Annotated in this window: 16 protein-coding genes; 13 read left to right on the plus strand and 3 right to left on the minus strand. The window is 53.8% G+C overall.

Annotated features, from left to right (window positions below; all coding sequences use genetic code 11):
- Positions 1–51 precede the first annotated feature (51 nt).
- The 12 genes from acrA to GTGU_RS06395 all read left to right on the plus strand — a co-directional run bounded on the left by acrA (position 52) and on the right by GTGU_RS06395 (position 12,779).
- The gene (gene acrA, locus GTGU_RS06340) at positions 52–1,245 is read left to right on the plus strand and encodes a multidrug efflux RND transporter periplasmic adaptor subunit AcrA (RefSeq protein WP_038155029.1); all 1,194 of its coding nucleotides are present in this window, start codon (positions 52–54) and stop codon (positions 1,243–1,245) included.
- A 22-nt stretch (positions 1,246–1,267) separates the two neighbouring features.
- On the plus strand, positions 1,268–4,417 hold the full coding sequence (gene acrB, locus GTGU_RS06345) for a multidrug efflux RND transporter permease subunit AcrB (RefSeq protein ID WP_038155030.1): 3,150 nt from the start codon (positions 1,268–1,270) through the stop codon (positions 4,415–4,417).
- A 504-nt stretch (positions 4,418–4,921) separates the two neighbouring features.
- Positions 4,922–5,296, plus strand: a complete 375-nt coding sequence (gene tomB, locus GTGU_RS06350) for an Hha toxicity modulator TomB (protein ID WP_038155031.1) — start codon at positions 4,922–4,924, stop codon at positions 5,294–5,296.
- 26 nt (positions 5,297–5,322) lie between these two features.
- On the plus strand, positions 5,323–5,541 hold the full coding sequence (locus tag GTGU_RS06355) for an HHA domain-containing protein (RefSeq protein ID WP_038155032.1): 219 nt from the start codon (positions 5,323–5,325) through the stop codon (positions 5,539–5,541).
- A gap of 208 nt (positions 5,542–5,749) precedes the next feature.
- Positions 5,750–6,211, plus strand: a complete 462-nt coding sequence (locus GTGU_RS06360) for a YlaC family protein (protein WP_038155033.1) — start codon at positions 5,750–5,752, stop codon at positions 6,209–6,211.
- 78 nt (positions 6,212–6,289) lie between these two features.
- Positions 6,290–6,991, plus strand: coding sequence for a GNAT family N-acetyltransferase (locus GTGU_RS06365; RefSeq protein ID WP_038155035.1), 702 nt, complete (start codon positions 6,290–6,292; stop codon positions 6,989–6,991).
- Positions 6,992–7,216: 225 nt separating this feature from the next.
- Positions 7,217–8,245, plus strand: a complete 1,029-nt coding sequence (locus GTGU_RS06370) for an isopenicillin N synthase family dioxygenase (protein WP_038155037.1) — start codon at positions 7,217–7,219, stop codon at positions 8,243–8,245.
- A 20-nt stretch (positions 8,246–8,265) separates the two neighbouring features.
- Positions 8,266–9,072 carry a MetQ/NlpA family ABC transporter substrate-binding protein gene (locus GTGU_RS06375; protein WP_038155039.1) on the plus strand — a complete coding sequence of 269 codons (807 nt, stop codon included), beginning with the start codon at positions 8,266–8,268 and terminating at the stop codon, positions 9,070–9,072.
- A complete protein-coding gene (locus GTGU_RS06380; RefSeq protein ID WP_084222754.1) occupies positions 9,069–9,860 on the plus strand; it encodes a methionine ABC transporter ATP-binding protein in 792 nt (263 codons plus the stop codon). The genes GTGU_RS06375 and GTGU_RS06380 overlap by 4 nt, the downstream gene beginning before the upstream one ends.
- Positions 9,857–10,516 carry a methionine ABC transporter permease gene (locus GTGU_RS06385; protein ID WP_169741168.1) on the plus strand — a complete coding sequence of 220 codons (660 nt, stop codon included), beginning with the start codon at positions 9,857–9,859 and terminating at the stop codon, positions 10,514–10,516. The genes GTGU_RS06380 and GTGU_RS06385 overlap by 4 nt, the downstream gene beginning before the upstream one ends.
- A gap of 117 nt (positions 10,517–10,633) precedes the next feature.
- Positions 10,634–12,193 carry an EAL domain-containing protein gene (locus tag GTGU_RS06390; RefSeq protein WP_038155042.1) on the plus strand — a complete coding sequence of 520 codons (1,560 nt, stop codon included), beginning with the start codon at positions 10,634–10,636 and terminating at the stop codon, positions 12,191–12,193.
- Positions 12,194–12,233: 40 nt separating this feature from the next.
- Positions 12,234–12,779: a flavin reductase family protein gene (locus GTGU_RS06395; RefSeq protein ID WP_038155043.1), complete on the plus strand. Its 546-nt coding sequence runs from the start codon at positions 12,234–12,236 to the stop codon at positions 12,777–12,779.
- Between the two features lie 3 nt (positions 12,780–12,782).
- Here GTGU_RS06395 and GTGU_RS06400 read toward each other — a convergent pair whose 3' ends face one another.
- On the minus strand, positions 12,783–13,055 hold the full coding sequence (locus GTGU_RS06400) for a metal/formaldehyde-sensitive transcriptional repressor (RefSeq protein ID WP_038155044.1): 273 nt from the start codon (positions 13,053–13,055) through the stop codon (positions 12,783–12,785).
- Positions 13,056–13,187: 132 nt separating this feature from the next.
- Between GTGU_RS06400 and GTGU_RS06405 the strand changes: the two genes are divergently transcribed.
- Positions 13,188–14,015 (plus strand): nickel/cobalt efflux protein RcnA, encoded by an 828-nt coding sequence (locus tag GTGU_RS06405; protein WP_038155051.1) that lies wholly within the window; start codon positions 13,188–13,190, stop codon positions 14,013–14,015.
- A 44-nt stretch (positions 14,016–14,059) separates the two neighbouring features.
- Here the strand turns inward: GTGU_RS06405 and GTGU_RS06410 are convergent, their stop codons facing one another.
- Together GTGU_RS06410 and GTGU_RS06415 are read right to left on the minus strand one after the other, a co-directional pair.
- Positions 14,060–14,413: a DUF1428 domain-containing protein gene (locus GTGU_RS06410; RefSeq protein WP_038155045.1), complete on the minus strand. Its 354-nt coding sequence runs from the start codon at positions 14,411–14,413 to the stop codon at positions 14,060–14,062.
- A gap of 62 nt (positions 14,414–14,475) precedes the next feature.
- On the minus strand, positions 14,476–14,940 hold a 465-nt coding region (locus tag GTGU_RS06415), incomplete at its 5' end, for a beta-galactosidase small subunit-related protein (protein WP_483855307.1).

Genomic DNA, 14,940 nt, shown 5'->3' on the forward strand with positions numbered 1-14,940 from the left:
CGGACATTTGATCCATTGATCAATTTGAAATCGGACACTAGAGGTTTACATATGAACAAAAACAGAGGGTTGACGCCTCTGGCGATCGTTCTGATGCTCTCAGGCAGCATAGCGCTAACAGGATGTGACGAAAAACCAGCTCAACAAGGAGCGCAACAGATGCCAGCCGTTGGTATCGTAACGCTCAAATCAGAACCTCTACAGATCACCACTGAACTCCCTGGCCGTACCAGCGCGTACCGTATTGCTGAAGTTCGACCACAGGTCAGCGGTATCATCCTGAAACGTAACTTTGTAGAAGGTAGTGATATCGAAGCCGGTGTCTCTCTGTATCAGATTGATCCAGCAACCTATCAGGCCACTTATGAAAGCGCGAAAGGTGATCTGGCAAAAGCCCAGGCTGCCGCCAACATCGCGTCGCTGACGGTCAAACGTTATCAGAAACTGTTGGGTACGAAGTACATCAGTCAACAGGATTACGACAACGCCCTTGCGGATTCCCAGCAGGCAAACGCTGCAGTGGTCGCCGCTAAAGCCGCGGTAGAAACCGCACGCATTAACCTCGCCTACACCAAAGTCACGTCACCGATCAGCGGCCGCATTGGCAAATCTGCTGTAACGGAAGGCGCGCTGGTGCAGAACGGGCAGTCAACGGCGCTGGCCACTGTGCAACAACTCGATCCGATCTACGTAGATGTCACGCAATCAAGCAATGACTTCCTCCGTCTGAAAGAAGAGCTGGCCAGCGGCAAGCTGCAGCAGGAGAACGGTAAGGCGAAAGTCGAGCTGGTCACCAGTGAAGGCAAAACGCTGCCGCAGGCGGGTACGCTGGAGTTTTCCGATGTGACCGTTGATCAGACGACCGGCTCTATCACACTGCGCGCTGTCTTCCCGAACCCGGATGGCTACCTGCTGCCAGGTATGTTTGTGCGTGCCCGCCTGCAGGAAGGCACCAATCCGGAGGCGTTACTGGTTCCGCAACAAGGCGTAACCCGCACACCGCGTGGTGATGCCACCGCAATGGTTGTTGGCGCAGGTGATAAAGTCGAAGTGCGTCAGATTACCGCAACCCAGGCGATTGGTGACAAATGGCTGGTGACAGAGGGTCTGAAATCTGGCGATCGCGTCATTGTTACAGGACTGCAAAAAGTGCGTCCTGGTGTTCAGGTACAAGCGCAGGAAGTCGCGGCGGATAATAAGCAGCAAGCCGCGGCGGGCAACCAGCCTGAACAACCTAAGTCTTAACTTAAACAGGAGCCGTTAAGACATGGCTAAGTTTTTTATCGATCGCCCCATCTTTGCGTGGGTTATCGCGATCATCATCATGTTGGCAGGGGCGCTTGCTATCCTGAAGCTGCCAGTGGCGCAATATCCTACGATTGCGCCGCCGGCGATTCAGATCACGGCAACTTACCCTGGCGCAGATGCAAAAACGGTTCAGGATACCGTCACACAGGTTATCGAACAGAACATGAACGGTATCGATAACCTGCTGTACATGTCCTCGGCCAGTGATTCCTCTGGTACGGTACAAATTACGATCACCTTTGATTCCGGGACGGACGCGGACATCGCGCAGGTTCAGGTGCAGAACAAACTGCAACTGGCCATGCCGCTGCTGCCTCAGGAAGTTCAGCAACAGGGTGTAAGCGTAGAGAAATCGTCCAGTAGCTTCTTGATGGTTCTCGGTATGATCAGTACCGATGGCTCCATGACCCAGGAAGACATCGCGGACTATGTCGGTGCGACGATTAAAGATCCGGTCAGCCGTACCAGCGGTGTGGGTGACGTTCAGCTGTTTGGAGCCCAGTACGCGATGCGTATCTGGATGGATCCGAACAAACTGAATAATTTCCAGTTAACGCCGGTTGACGTTATTACTGCGATCAAAGCACAGAACGCCCAGGTGGCTGCCGGCCAGCTCGGTGGTACACCGCCGGTGAAAGGCCAGCAACTGAACGCCTCGATCATCGCGCAAACCCGTCTGACCAATACTGACGAGTTCGGCAAAATTCTGCTGAAAGTGAATCAGGATGGCTCTCAGGTTCGGCTGCGTGATGTGGCGAAAATTGAGCTGGGCGGTGAAAACTACGACGTTATTGCCCGCTTTAACGGCCAGCCGGCTTCCGGTCTGGGGATTAAACTGGCAACTGGTGCCAACGCGCTGGATACCGCCGAAGCGGTGCGTGCGACCATCGCGAAACTGGAACCGTACTTCCCGCATGGCCTGAAGGTGGTTTACCCGTACGACACCACCCCGTTCGTTAAAATCTCCATTAACGAAGTGGTGAAAACGCTGGTTGAAGCGATCGTGCTGGTATTCCTGGTGATGTACCTGTTCCTGCAAAACTTCCGTGCGACGCTGATCCCAACCATCGCGGTACCGGTCGTACTGTTGGGGACATTTGCGATCCTCGCCGCGTTTGGCTACTCGATAAACACCCTCACGATGTTCGGGATGGTGCTGGCGATAGGCCTGCTCGTGGATGACGCCATCGTCGTGGTGGAAAACGTCGAACGTGTGATGATGGAGGAAGGGCTACCACCGAAAGAAGCCACGCGTAAATCCATGGGCCAGATTCAGGGCGCACTGGTCGGTATCGCGATGGTGCTTTCTGCGGTGTTCATCCCGATGGCCTTCTTCGGCGGTTCGACCGGGGCCATCTACCGCCAGTTCTCGATCACGATCGTTTCCGCGATGGTGCTGTCAGTGCTGGTGGCGATGATTCTTACCCCTGCCCTGTGCGCCACTATGCTGAAACCAGTCGCCAAAGGCGATCACGGCGAAGGCAAAAAAGGCTTCTTCGGCTGGTTTAACCGCATGTTTGAGAAGAGCACGCACCATTACACCGATAGCGTAGGCAACATTCTGCGCAGCACCGGTCGTTATCTGCTGCTCTACATCATCATCGTGGTTGGCATGGCGTATTTGTTTGTTCGTCTGCCGAGTTCGTTCTTGCCGGACGAAGACCAGGGCGTATTCCTGACCATGGCGCAGCTGCCCGCCGGTGCTACGCAGGAGCGTACGCAGAAGGTGCTGGATGAAGTAACCGATTACTACCTGAAAAACGAGAAAGACAACGTTAACTCTGTCTTTACCGTTAACGGCTTCGGTTTCTCCGGTCGTGGGCAAAACTCCGGTCTGGCGTTTATCTCGCTGAAAAACTGGGATGAGCGTCCGGGCGAAGAGAACAAAGTCCCGGCTATCGCCGAACGCGCCAGCGGACACTTCGCCGGAATCAAAGATGCGATGGTTTTCGCCTTTAACCTGCCTGCTATCGTGGAACTGGGTACGGCGACTGGCTTTGACTTCGAGTTGATTGACCAGGCGAACCTGGGCCACGAGAAACTAACGCAGGCGCGCAACCAGCTGTTTGGCGAGATTGCGAAACATCCTGATCTGCTGGTCGGTGTTCGTCCTAACGGTCTGGAAGATACACCGCAGTACAAGATCGATATCGATCAGGAAAAAGCTCAGGCGCTGGGTGTTTCCATCAGCGATATCAATACCACGCTGGGCTCAGCCTGGGGCGGTAGCTACGTTAACGACTTCATCGACCGTGGTCGTGTGAAGAAAGTGTATGTGATGTCTGAAGCGAAATACCGCATGTTGCCGGACGATATCAATAACTGGTACGTGCGTGGTAGCAACGGGCAGATGGTGCCGTTCTCAGCGTTCTCGACATCACACTGGGAGTACGGTTCACCGCGTCTGGAACGCTATAACGGTCTGCCGTCGATGGAAATCCTGGGTCAGGCCGCGCCTGGCAAGAGTACCGGTGAAGCCATGGCAATGATGGAAGAGCTGGCAGGTAAACTACCGACCGGTATCGGTTATGACTGGACAGGCATGTCTTACCAGGAACGCCTCTCCGGTAACCAGGCACCGTCGCTGTATGCCATCTCGCTGATCGTGGTCTTCCTCTGTCTGGCCGCGTTGTATGAGAGCTGGTCGATTCCGTTCTCGGTCATGCTGGTAGTGCCACTGGGGGTTATCGGTGCGCTGCTGGCCGCGACCTTCCGCGGGCTGACTAACGACGTATACTTCCAGGTGGGCCTGCTGACAACTATTGGCTTGTCGGCGAAGAACGCGATATTGATCGTGGAATTCGCTAAAGATCTCATGGAGAAAGAAGGTAAAGGTCTGATTGAGGCGACACTGGAAGCGGTTCGTATGCGTCTGCGTCCGATTCTGATGACCTCGCTGGCATTCATCCTTGGGGTGCTGCCACTGGTGATCAGCTCCGGTGCGGGCTCCGGCGCGCAGAACGCTGTCGGGACGGGCGTAATGGGCGGGATGGTGACCGCAACCATTCTCGCTATCTTCTTCGTACCGGTGTTCTTCGTGGTGGTTCGCCGCCGCTTTAACCGCAAAAATGAGGATATTGAGCACAGCCACACGGTTGAGCATCACTAATCCTGCCGAACAAGGGCCGCATACGCGGCCCTTTTTTTCGTCTGAATCTCAAAATGAACTTATGGCGTTAAAGCTTATTTAAGGTAAGGTAATTAAAGTATATAATATACATTATAGAGACTTTACCCTTTTCCTTGTGTGGGCTAAATATGGTTTCTCAGAACTGAGCAGACCACCAGGAATATTCCTGGCTGAGTGATCACTCAAAGAATTGCCATTAGGGTGTGGGTAATAATACTAACTTAATGAATTCAAAGGGCCATAGATGGAACTTCGCCTTTTATCCATGGTCTGAATGATTAGTTTTACTTACAGCGCCGGGAGATTACTTTTATTACATCGTATATTTGTAATTTTTCGTAATAGGCCAGTGAAATCTTTATAAGAGTAGATTATAGTAATAGCTAATCAGGTTTACAGCTAATGTCTCAGGTCAGTCAGTAGTATCCATCCCGAAACGGTGTTTGATCGTCGTCGTGTATACCACTCATAAGGGGATGCGTTATGGACGAATATTCGCCAAAAAGACATGATATCGCACAGCTTAAATTTCTCTGTGAAACCCTGTATCATGATTGCCTTGCTAACCTTGAGGAGAGCAACCACGGCTGGGTTAACGACCCGACCTCCGCGGTTAATCTTCAGTTGAATGAGCTGATCGAGCACATTGCAACCTTCGCACTTAATTATAAAATTAAGTACAATGAAGACAATAAACTGATTGCTCAGATTGATGAATACCTGGACGACACTTTTATGTTGTTCGGAAACTATGGGATTAATGCAGAGGATCTGCAGAAATGGCGGAAGTCCGGGAACAGGCTTTTTCGTTGTTTCACCAATGTGAGCCGGGCCAACCCCGTCAGTCTCTCATGTTAAAGATATTACAAACAACAGGTGAATTTATGTCAGATAAGCCATTAACCAAAAATGATTATTTGTTGCGTCTGCGACGTTGCCAGTCTATTGATACCCTTGAACGTGTGATCGAAAAAAATAAATATGAACTTTCCGACAATGAGCTGGCTGTATTTTACTCAGCAGCAGATCATCGTCTCGCTGAATTGACGATGAATAAACTTTACGACAAGATCCCGACGTCCGTATGGAAGTTTATCCGGTAATTTTACGTTCTCTTCACTGTATGTTTGTCTTCGTTTCTGCTTTCAGGCTCGTGGCCTCTGCGTACACACAGCATCATTGGGATTGTTCCCTGCGAACGGTTATTGCAGCCAACTGTTATGCTTTTCTGCAACCAATCTGTTACTTTTCGCCTCGGTTTTCGCAACATAAAATAGGCCGTTTCCCTATATAGCTAAACCCGAGGTCCGGATGACAGAGATCCAGCGGCTGCTCACCAATACCATTGATGAGCTCAATGTTCAGGAAAAGCGCGACAACCGGCCGCGTTTCAGTATCAGTTTTATTCGTAATCATCCTGGTCTGTTTCTCGGCATGTATGCGGCGTTTTTGGCCACGCTGATTGTGATGCTGCGCAGCGAAACGCTGGCTGATTCGGTCTGGCTGTTACTGGTGCTGTTCGTCCTGTTGAATGGTTTTTTCTTTTTTGACGTTTATCCGCGGTATCACTATGACGATATCGACGTGCTGGATTTACGCGTTTGCTATAACGGCGAATGGTATAATACCCGTTTTGTGCCTTCAGAATTAATCGACCGCATTCTCCAGTCACCCGACGTCGCAGAACAGCAAAAATCACAGCTGCAAAAAATGGTTGCCACTAAAGGCGAGCTGTCTTTCTACGATATCTATACCCTCACCCGTGCCAGTTGATGCTGGCACCCACTGAGCATCTTTTCATCCGACGCGGAACAGCATACGCTCATAACGTGTTCCCATAAGGATATTCCCATGACTCAGTTTAATCAGTATGGCCAGCCCGTTGGCGACGCGCTTCCTGACTGGCAACCCCGCCGCTCCCCTGAACGTGTGACCCTGGAAGGGCGTTTATGTCGCCTTGAACCGCTACAGGTTCGTCATGCCAGCGCACTGTTTGCTGCTTATAGCCAGTCGCCCGATACCCGCAGCTGGACGTGGCTTGCGCGCGAACCGGACAGCAATGCCGGGGACTTTACCCGCTGGGTTGAGAGCATCAGCACATTGCAGGATCCGCTCCATTTTGCCGTTATCGACAAGCAAACGAACGCCCCGGTCGGCTCACTGGCCCTGATGCGCATTGATGCCAAAAACGGCGTCATGGAAGTGGGCAGCGTCCACTTCTCTTCCCTGATGACGCGCACGCCATTATCAACAGAAGCCCAGTGGCTGCTGATGCGTTACGCCTTCGATACGCTCGGTTATCGACGCTATGAATGGAAATGCAACAGCCTCAATGAGCCGTCGCGTCTTGCGGCAGCGCGACTTGGGTTCCAGTATGAAGGGCGTTTTCGCCAGGCGCTGGTCGCCAAAGGTCACAATCGCGACACCGACTGGTTCTCCATTATCGATAAAGAGTGGCCAGCCCTTGATCGCGCCTTCCGCAAATGGCTCTCTGCTGACAACTTCTCCGCCGACGGTAAGCAACTGAACACGCTGGAAAGCTTCCGTCAGTAGTAGTCCCGTACATACTGGTGCTTTTGCGTTATGCGTTTTATGCAAAAGCACCGAACCCCTCGCTGTCATAAGTTAGAAAAGAACGGTATTGGTTGAAAAATTCTGCTTCAGGCACTCTGCATGCAGAAACCCATCACGAGGAAATCACCATGCAGCGCTGTTGTTGTTACTCCCCGACACTCCCCATAAGAACATTTTCATCGCACCTGTTTTCAGGAGATAACAATGAGCATTACCACGCTGCCCGTACTGGACTTTGCCCGCTACCATAATCCCGCCGAACGCCCTGCATTCCTGCAACAGCTGCGCCACGCCGCGCGTGATGTCGGCTTTTTCTATCTCACTAACCACGGTATTGAAGACGAACTGCAACTGACCCTGCAGCAGGAAGCCCGCCGTTTTTTTGCTCTCAGCGAGGCGCAAAAACAGCAGGTGGCGATGATCCACTCTCCTCATTTTCGTGGCTATAACCGGGCGGCTGCCGAGTTGACGCGCGGGCAACCCGACTGGCGTGAACAGTTCGACATCGGTGCTGAACGCCCTGCCCTCCAGTTGACTGACGACACCCCGCGCTGGCAACAGCTCCAGGGCCCTAATCTGTGGCCGGAAGCCCTGCCGACACTGAAACCTGCACTACTGACGTGGCAACAGGCAATGACCGGGATGGCTATCGATTTGCTGCGCGCGTTTGCCGAAGCGCTCTCGCTGCCAGTCACCGCATTCGATGCGCTGTATGGCGAAAAACCCAACGAACATATCAAACTGATTCGCTATCCCGGGCAGCAGGAAAGCCAGAGTTCGCAAGGCGTGGGCGCCCATAAAGATTCTGGTTTCCTCAGTTTTCTATTGCAGGATGCGCAAAAAGGATTGCAGGTGGAAGTGAGCGAAGGCGAATGGATTGACGCCGCGCCACTGCCCGGCAGTTTTGTCGTGAATATCGGCGAACTGCTGGAACTGGCGACCAATGGTTACCTGCGCGCCACGGTTCACCGCGTCGTCTCACCGCCAGCAAATCAGGAGCGACTGTCGATTGCCTTCTTCCTTGGCGCACAACTGGATGCTGTCGTGCCGGTCTTTGCGTTACCAGATGCGCTGGCGAAAGAAGCCCAGGGGCCGCAAAGCGATCCGCAAAACCCGCTGCTGCGCGACGTGGGATGGAATTACCTCAAAGGCCGGCTGCGTTCACACCCGGATGTCGCCGAACGCTACTATCGCGACGTGTTGCGCGAACGTACTGAACAGTTAATCGCTTAAATAACTACAGGAATAACATCATGAAAAATGCCGCATTCAAACTGGCAGGGGTTACGCTGGCGCTTTCACTGGCATGGGGCGCTCAGGCTGAAACTTTGCGCATTGCTGCCGATCCGGTGCCGCACGCCGAAATCCTCAACTTCATCAAAAAACAGGATCCAAAACTGGATCTAAAAATTGTCGAACTGACCAGCGGCGTGAACGCCAACGAACTGCTGGCAAATGGTGATGTGGACGCCAATTATTTCCAGCATCTGCCCTATCTGAAAGATCAGGAAAAGGCACTGGGCAAGACGTTTGCTGTCGCCGCGACGGTACATATTGAGCCGCTCGGGATCTATTCCCACAAACACAAAGATTTTAAATCACTGCCTGACGGCGCCACGGTTGCTGTACCGAATAACGCCACCAACCTGAGCCGCTCGCTGTTCCTGCTGCAAAGTCAGGGACTGATTAAGCTCAACGCGAAATTCACCGATCCGGCAACCACGCTGGCGACACCGAAAGATATCGTTGATAACCCGAAAAAACTGAAGATCCTGGAGATCGAATCACCGCAAATTCCCCGTTCGCTGGACGACGTCGACCTCGCCGTGATTAACGGTAACTACGCGCTGGAAGCGGGTCTGTCGCCAGCCAAAGATGCGCTGGGGCTGGAGAAGGCGGCACATAATCCCTACGCCAATATTCTGGTGACCACGCCGCAACTGGAGAACGATCCACGCATTAAAGAACTGGCGAAAGATCTGGCCTCGCCGCAGGTGGCGGAGTTCATCCGTCAGCATTACAACGGTTCGGTGATCCCGGTCGCGACGCCGCAGTCATGATCCAGATTGAAGGGCTGAGTAAGCAGTATGCCGGCACAGGCCAACCGGCGCTTCAGGACATCTCGTTTGAGATCCCGCGCGGAGCCATCTATGGCATCCTGGGCCGTAGCGGTGCGGGGAAAAGTACCCTGATTCGCTGTCTGAACATGCTGGAGCGGCCCTCTGCGGGCCGGGTTTTGTTCGATGGTGAAGACATCGGTCTGTTTGACAGCCGTGCGCTGCGGGCTCACCGGCTGCGCACCGGGATGATTTTTCAGCACTTCAATTTACTACACGCCCGCAATGTGGCCGATAACATCGCCGTTCCACTGGAGATTGCCGGGGTGTCAAAAAACCAGCGGCAGGCGCGGGTGGCGGAATTGCTTTCGCTGGTCGGGCTCAGCGAAAAAGCCGCTGCTTTTCCGTCACAGCTTTCCGGCGGGCAAAAACAGCGCGTCGGTATCGCCAGAGCGCTGGCGGCACGGCCTGACGTGCTGCTGTGCGATGAAGCCACCAGCGCCCTCGATCCGGAAACCACCGCGTCAGTACTCTCCCTGCTGGAGCAGATCAACCAGCAACTTGGCCTGACGATCGTCCTGATTACCCATCAACTGGAGGTGGTCAAGACTCTCTGCGATCACGCCGCTCTGCTGGAAAACGGCGAACTGATTGAAAGCGGACGTATTGCTGATTTACTGCTATCGCCGTGGTCGCGCCTGCGCCAGGCATTGCTTGTCGACCCGGATGCCGAGCGGCGCTTTCTGGCCCGTCATAATGTCGACAGGAGGCTGCTATGGGGAGTCGCATGAGCTGGGAAGACTTGTGGCCGGTGCTGCTCAACGGCACGCTGGAGACGCTGTATATGGTCGGTTTTGCCGCGCTGTTCACCGTGCTCATCGGCCTGCCGCTCGGCGTACTGCTGTTCGTGTCACGTCGTGACGGGCTGCTGCCGTTGCCAAAAATCAACGCCGTACTGGGTGCGATTATCAACATCGGTCGTTCACTGCCGTTTATTGTATTGCTGATCGCCATGATCCCGCTCACCCGGCTGCTGGTTGGAACGACGCTTGGCAGCACAGCGGCCATTGTTCCGGTCACCATCGGCGCGTTTCCATTTTTTGCGCGCCTGACGGAAAACGCGCTGGATGAGGTAGATTACGGACGCATCGAAGCGATTTTGTCGATGAGCGGTAATCTCTGGCAGGTGATCATCAAAGCGTTGTTACCCGAAGCGCTACCGACATTGCTGGCGGCCATTACCTTAACGGTGGTAATGCTGATTGGTTTCTCGTCAATGGCAGGCGTCATTGGCGGCGGCGGGCTTGGTGATCTGGCGATCCGCTACGGCTATCAGCGTTTTAATAATGAGATTATGTTTGGCACTGTCGCTATCCTGGTATTACTGGTGCAAGGCGTACAAATGGCGGGTGATCGGCTGGTTCGCGCACTGGCGCATCGGCGCTAAGCCTTCTCTTCCGGGAGTGACCGCCAGGCGCTCCCTTTTCCCCATGACCACAGGTAGTATTTTCCACCATCGCGTATAATAGTTTTACTGATATCAGCCTTTTAAAAGGGAAGGTCTGTGGCGACGCGACATCTGGTAAGCCTGGTGACGGGTGTTTTGATCCTTTCTGTTTTTGTTCCTATTCTCCTCAGCGTCTGGCTGGCGAATCGTCAGGCTCATGACGATTTTATCAAGGAGCTGGATTCCTACACCGAACGGGTTCTGATGCGCACTAACATGGTGACGAAACAGGCTAAAGAGGCGCTGGATCAGGCAAACGCCTTCACCGGCGTTCCCTGCAGCAGAGCGCACCTGCGTTCGATGCGGCAGATTTCCTATATTCATCGTTATATTCAGGAAGTCCTGTGGACAGAACATGCGGTGCCGCAATGCTCATCGCTTGAACGTCACAGCCAGGAGTTCACCTTCCCTCCTCCTGATCATGTTACGCCGGACGGTTACAGGGCCTGGTTAACCCAGCAAAATGACCTCGGTCTCAAGCGCTTCATGGGAGCGTTTGGTTTGGGGAATTACATGGTAATGATCGATCCCGGCTCGCTCATCGACGTACTTCCGGCAGGCACGAATAAAATTGAGGTCGCGCTGATTGGCATCAAAGGACAACGCGTTATTGCCTCGACAACGCCAGCAGACATGGTCATCTGGCAACAGATGCTGAAAGAGAAATTACCGACGCTGAAAAACAAAAATGCTATTTACAACCTGCGGGAATACCCGGACCTCGGTCTGGCAATCCTGACCTGGTCATCTATTAAGCCACTGGAAGTACAGTGGCATCATCAGTTACTGGTGTGGGTGCCGATTGGCATTCTGGTCAGTCTGTTAACCTGCTTTTTCATTGTGCGTCTGCTGCGCCGTTTGCAGTCACCTCATCACCGGATGCTGGATGCGATCAACGCCAACGATATCTCAGTGCATTACCAGCCAATTGTGTCGCTGAGCAGCGGCAAAATCGTCGGCGCCGAAGCGCTCGCACGCTGGCAGCAGCCGGACGGCAGTTGGCTGTCGCCGGAAATTTTCATCCCACTGGCAGAACAGACCGGGTTGATTACCAGACTCACCGAACGGGTCATTGCCAACGTATTTCAGGATCTGGGGAAATGGCTCCAGCAGCACCCGGATTTTCACGTCTCGATTAACCTGTCGGTAGAGGATTTACTGTCGCCTTCGCTGGCGACACTGCTCAGCAATCAACTCACCCACTGGCAGGTGGCGCCGTCACAAATTGCCCTTGAGCTGACTGAACGCGGGTTTGCCGATCCGAACAAAACGTTGCCGGTACTGACCCGGTATCGTAAAAACGGTCACGCTGTCTATATCGATGATTTCGGCACGGGTTATTCCAGCCTGAGTTATTTGCAGGATCTGGATGTAGATACGCTCAAAATCGACAAGTCTTTTGTCGATGCGCTGGAATATAAGCAGGTAACGCCGCATATTATTGAGATGGCAAAATCGCTGAAGCTGGCGATGGTTGCTGAAGGTGTGGAAACGACAGCCCAGCGCGACTGGCTGCGGGCGCATGGTGTGCAGTACGGTCAGGGCTGGTTGTACAGTAAGGCGCTGCCAAAAGCAGATTTTATTCTGTGGGCAGAAGCGAACCTCAGAACACCGTGAGCCCGGTTGTCATGGTGTTCTCCTGATGAGGATTACCATGATGCAAAAGAAACCCTGGCCGTTGCATGATGTCCGCCACTGGCTGGAGCCCGGCCCGGTGGTATTGATTAGCAGCCGCTGGCAGGGGCGAAATAATATTATGACCCTCGGCTGGCACACGATTCTGGAATTCACTCCATCACTGATTGGCTGCATGATCTCCGCCGGTAATATCAGCTTCGACATGATCCGCCAGAGCGGCGAGTGCGTAATAAACCTTCCCGATGCCAGCATGGTCGACATCGTCGCGAAAATCGGCAACTGCGATGGCGATCATATTGATAAATTTGCCGAGTTCGGCCTGACGGCGGAAAAATGCGAGCATGTCCATGCCAGCGCGATAGCCGAATGTCACGGCAGTTTTGAATGCCGTTTATACGACGATGCGCTGGTCGATAACTACAACTTTTTTATTTTCGAAGTGGTGGCGGCCCGGGTTAAACCTGAGCCCGAATGGCCGCAAACGCTGCATTACCCCGGCGGCGGGCTGTTCCGTACGGATGGCGAGGTGATCGACCGCCGAAAGCTGTTCACGAAAGTGTCGTAAAGGCTATTTGAGGTAGGATTTGATCACCTGCATCACAACCTCAAGATCCGCCTCGCGCTGCTCTTCGGCGGGTTCTTTGACCACATGATCGGTCAGATGCCCCTGAATCACCTGCAACATCATGCCGTTCACCGCGCCGCGGATGGCGGCGAGCTGTTGCAGGACTTCTGCACACTCATGCTCGCGATTGAGCATTTTTTCCAGCGCACTGCTCTGCCCCTGAATTTTCTTCAGGCGAGTCAATAACATCTTCTTGTGACGAACGGTATGCGACATAGCGGGATCCTGCTGTTAATTCGGTTACCAGCATATCATGCTCTCCCCTGGCGGCGTATTTTTCTACTGGGGGGTAGTATAATTATACTCAGGGGGAGTATGATGACGCCACTTTATGGCAAGGATCTTTTTATGAACGACTTCTCCTCATTGCTTCAGCAGGGAAACGCCTGGCTGTTCATTCCCAGCGCGATTTTGCTCGGTGCGCTGCACGGTCTGGAACCCGGCCACTCCAAAACGATGATGGCCGCTTTTATTGTGGCGATCCGGGGAACGCTCAGACAGGCGGTGTTGTTGGGGCTGGCGGCAACGGTGTCACATACGCTCGTTGTCTGGATCATTGCCATGGCGGGGATGTGGTTTGGCCGCGGCTGGGACGCCCAAACGTCCGAACCCTGGTTCCAGTTGATTTCCGGTATCGTCATTATTCTGATCGCCATCTGGATGCTGTGGCGCACCTGGCGCGCGACGCAGCCTCATGATCACTCGCATCATGATCATGACCATAATCATCACCATGACCATCATCATGATCATGATCATGATCACCATCATCATCATGATGAACTGGTGACTGCCGAAGGGCTGGATGCGCACGCTTTCGCTCATGCGAAAGAGATCAACCGCCGCTTTCAGGGGCAGAGCGTTACTACCGGGCAGATTGCCCTGTTTGGCCTGACGGGCGGGTTAATTCCCTGCCCGGCCTCCATCACTGTGCTGCTGATTTGCCTGCAACTGAAACAGGTAGCGCTGGGCGCCACGCTGGTGCTCAGCTTTAGCATCGGGCTGGCGCTGACGCTGGTCGCTTCCGGTGCCGTCGCGGCGCTGAGCCTGAAGCATGTTTCCTCGCGCTGGAAAGGGTTTGGCGAACTGTCGCAGAAAGCGCCGTGGATTTCTGGCGTGTTGATCATCGCGGTGGGGATTTACATGATGGTGCACGGTCTGAGCGGCATTCTGTAAAACACAGACAACTGGCTGGCGGTCACGCCGCACAGCCAGACAAACTACTCGTCAAGAAGTGGCGCAAAGCCGCCGTAGATCATGCGCTTGCCATCAAACGGCATTGTTTCGCCGAACTCTTTCATCCGTGGGTCGGCCATCATTTTGGCGTTTGCGGCATCGCGCACCTCTTTCGAGGGGTACTCGATCCAACTGAAAACCACCTCTTCGTCGTCCTCCGCTTTTACCGCCATGCGGAAATCAGTCAGTTTCCCGTCCGGGACATCGTCTGCCCAACACTCCACCACGCGGGTAGCGCCAAATTCCTTAAACAACGGCGCCGCTTTTGCCGCCATCTGGCGATACTCCTCCTTATTTTTCGCCGGTACGGCAACAACAAAACCATCAACATACTTCATGAGAGAACCTCCGAAGTGAGCAGTGCGGCCAGCGTGTCTGACCGCATCTGGCGTTGATAAGTTTAGTCCTGACGCCAGCTAAACGCGTAATGCACGCGCCGCTGTGGCAGTAAAAACTCAGGCGATACGCTGGGGCTCCAGGAGTCATCACCGCCGACCCCCATGTGGAACGCATCCAGATTCAACCATGTGCCCGGCTCTTCGCGCAGGCGATGACGGTGCGTTGTGTCATGCAACTGACGTTGACTGTAACGGCTGAGGCCAAAATGGAACGCACCCTGTAAATGGTGTACGCCATAATGCAGTTCACGGGTATCACAGCGTAAACCGTTTTCTGACGGGAACACGTACGGCGTAAACAGTTCTGACAGCGGTAACGTCCAGCGCCCCTGTCTCGCCGCCAGCTTGCGGTCCGGGTAATTTTCGTGCGGCCCCAGGCCCAGCCAGCTGACGTCCGCTGCGGTTTCGTCCAGCTGGCAATGTAAGCCGATGCGCGCAGGCGGCGGGATATCCGCGGCAACCTGCAC

This window comes from Trabulsiella guamensis ATCC 49490 (genome assembly GCF_000734965.1).
Classification (GTDB): Bacteria; Pseudomonadota; Gammaproteobacteria; order Enterobacterales; family Enterobacteriaceae; genus Trabulsiella; species Trabulsiella guamensis.

Coding starts and splice junctions, on each gene's coding strand:
- GTGU_RS06380 (WP_084222754.1), top strand. CDS start 9,069: ATGATCCAGATTGAAGGGCTGAGTAAGCAGTATGCCGGCACAGGCCAA.
- tomB (WP_038155031.1), top strand. CDS start 4,922: ATGGACGAATATTCGCCAAAAAGACATGATATCGCACAGCTTAAATTT.
- GTGU_RS06355 (WP_038155032.1), top strand. CDS start 5,323: ATGTCAGATAAGCCATTAACCAAAAATGATTATTTGTTGCGTCTGCGA.
- GTGU_RS06395 (WP_038155043.1), top strand. CDS start 12,234: ATGCAAAAGAAACCCTGGCCGTTGCATGATGTCCGCCACTGGCTGGAG.
- GTGU_RS06360 (WP_038155033.1), top strand. CDS start 5,750: ATGACAGAGATCCAGCGGCTGCTCACCAATACCATTGATGAGCTCAAT.
- GTGU_RS06410 (WP_038155045.1), bottom strand. CDS start 14,413: ATGAAGTATGTTGATGGTTTTGTTGTTGCCGTACCGGCGAAAAATAAG.
- GTGU_RS06375 (WP_038155039.1), top strand. CDS start 8,266: ATGAAAAATGCCGCATTCAAACTGGCAGGGGTTACGCTGGCGCTTTCA.
- acrA (WP_038155029.1), top strand. CDS start 52: ATGAACAAAAACAGAGGGTTGACGCCTCTGGCGATCGTTCTGATGCTC.
- GTGU_RS06400 (WP_038155044.1), bottom strand. CDS start 13,055: ATGTCGCATACCGTTCGTCACAAGAAGATGTTATTGACTCGCCTGAAG.
- GTGU_RS06370 (WP_038155037.1), top strand. CDS start 7,217: ATGAGCATTACCACGCTGCCCGTACTGGACTTTGCCCGCTACCATAAT.
- GTGU_RS06405 (WP_038155051.1), top strand. CDS start 13,188: ATGAACGACTTCTCCTCATTGCTTCAGCAGGGAAACGCCTGGCTGTTC.
- GTGU_RS06385 (WP_169741168.1), top strand. CDS start 9,857: ATGAGCTGGGAAGACTTGTGGCCGGTGCTGCTCAACGGCACGCTGGAG.
- acrB (WP_038155030.1), top strand. CDS start 1,268: ATGGCTAAGTTTTTTATCGATCGCCCCATCTTTGCGTGGGTTATCGCG.
- GTGU_RS06365 (WP_038155035.1), top strand. CDS start 6,290: ATGACTCAGTTTAATCAGTATGGCCAGCCCGTTGGCGACGCGCTTCCT.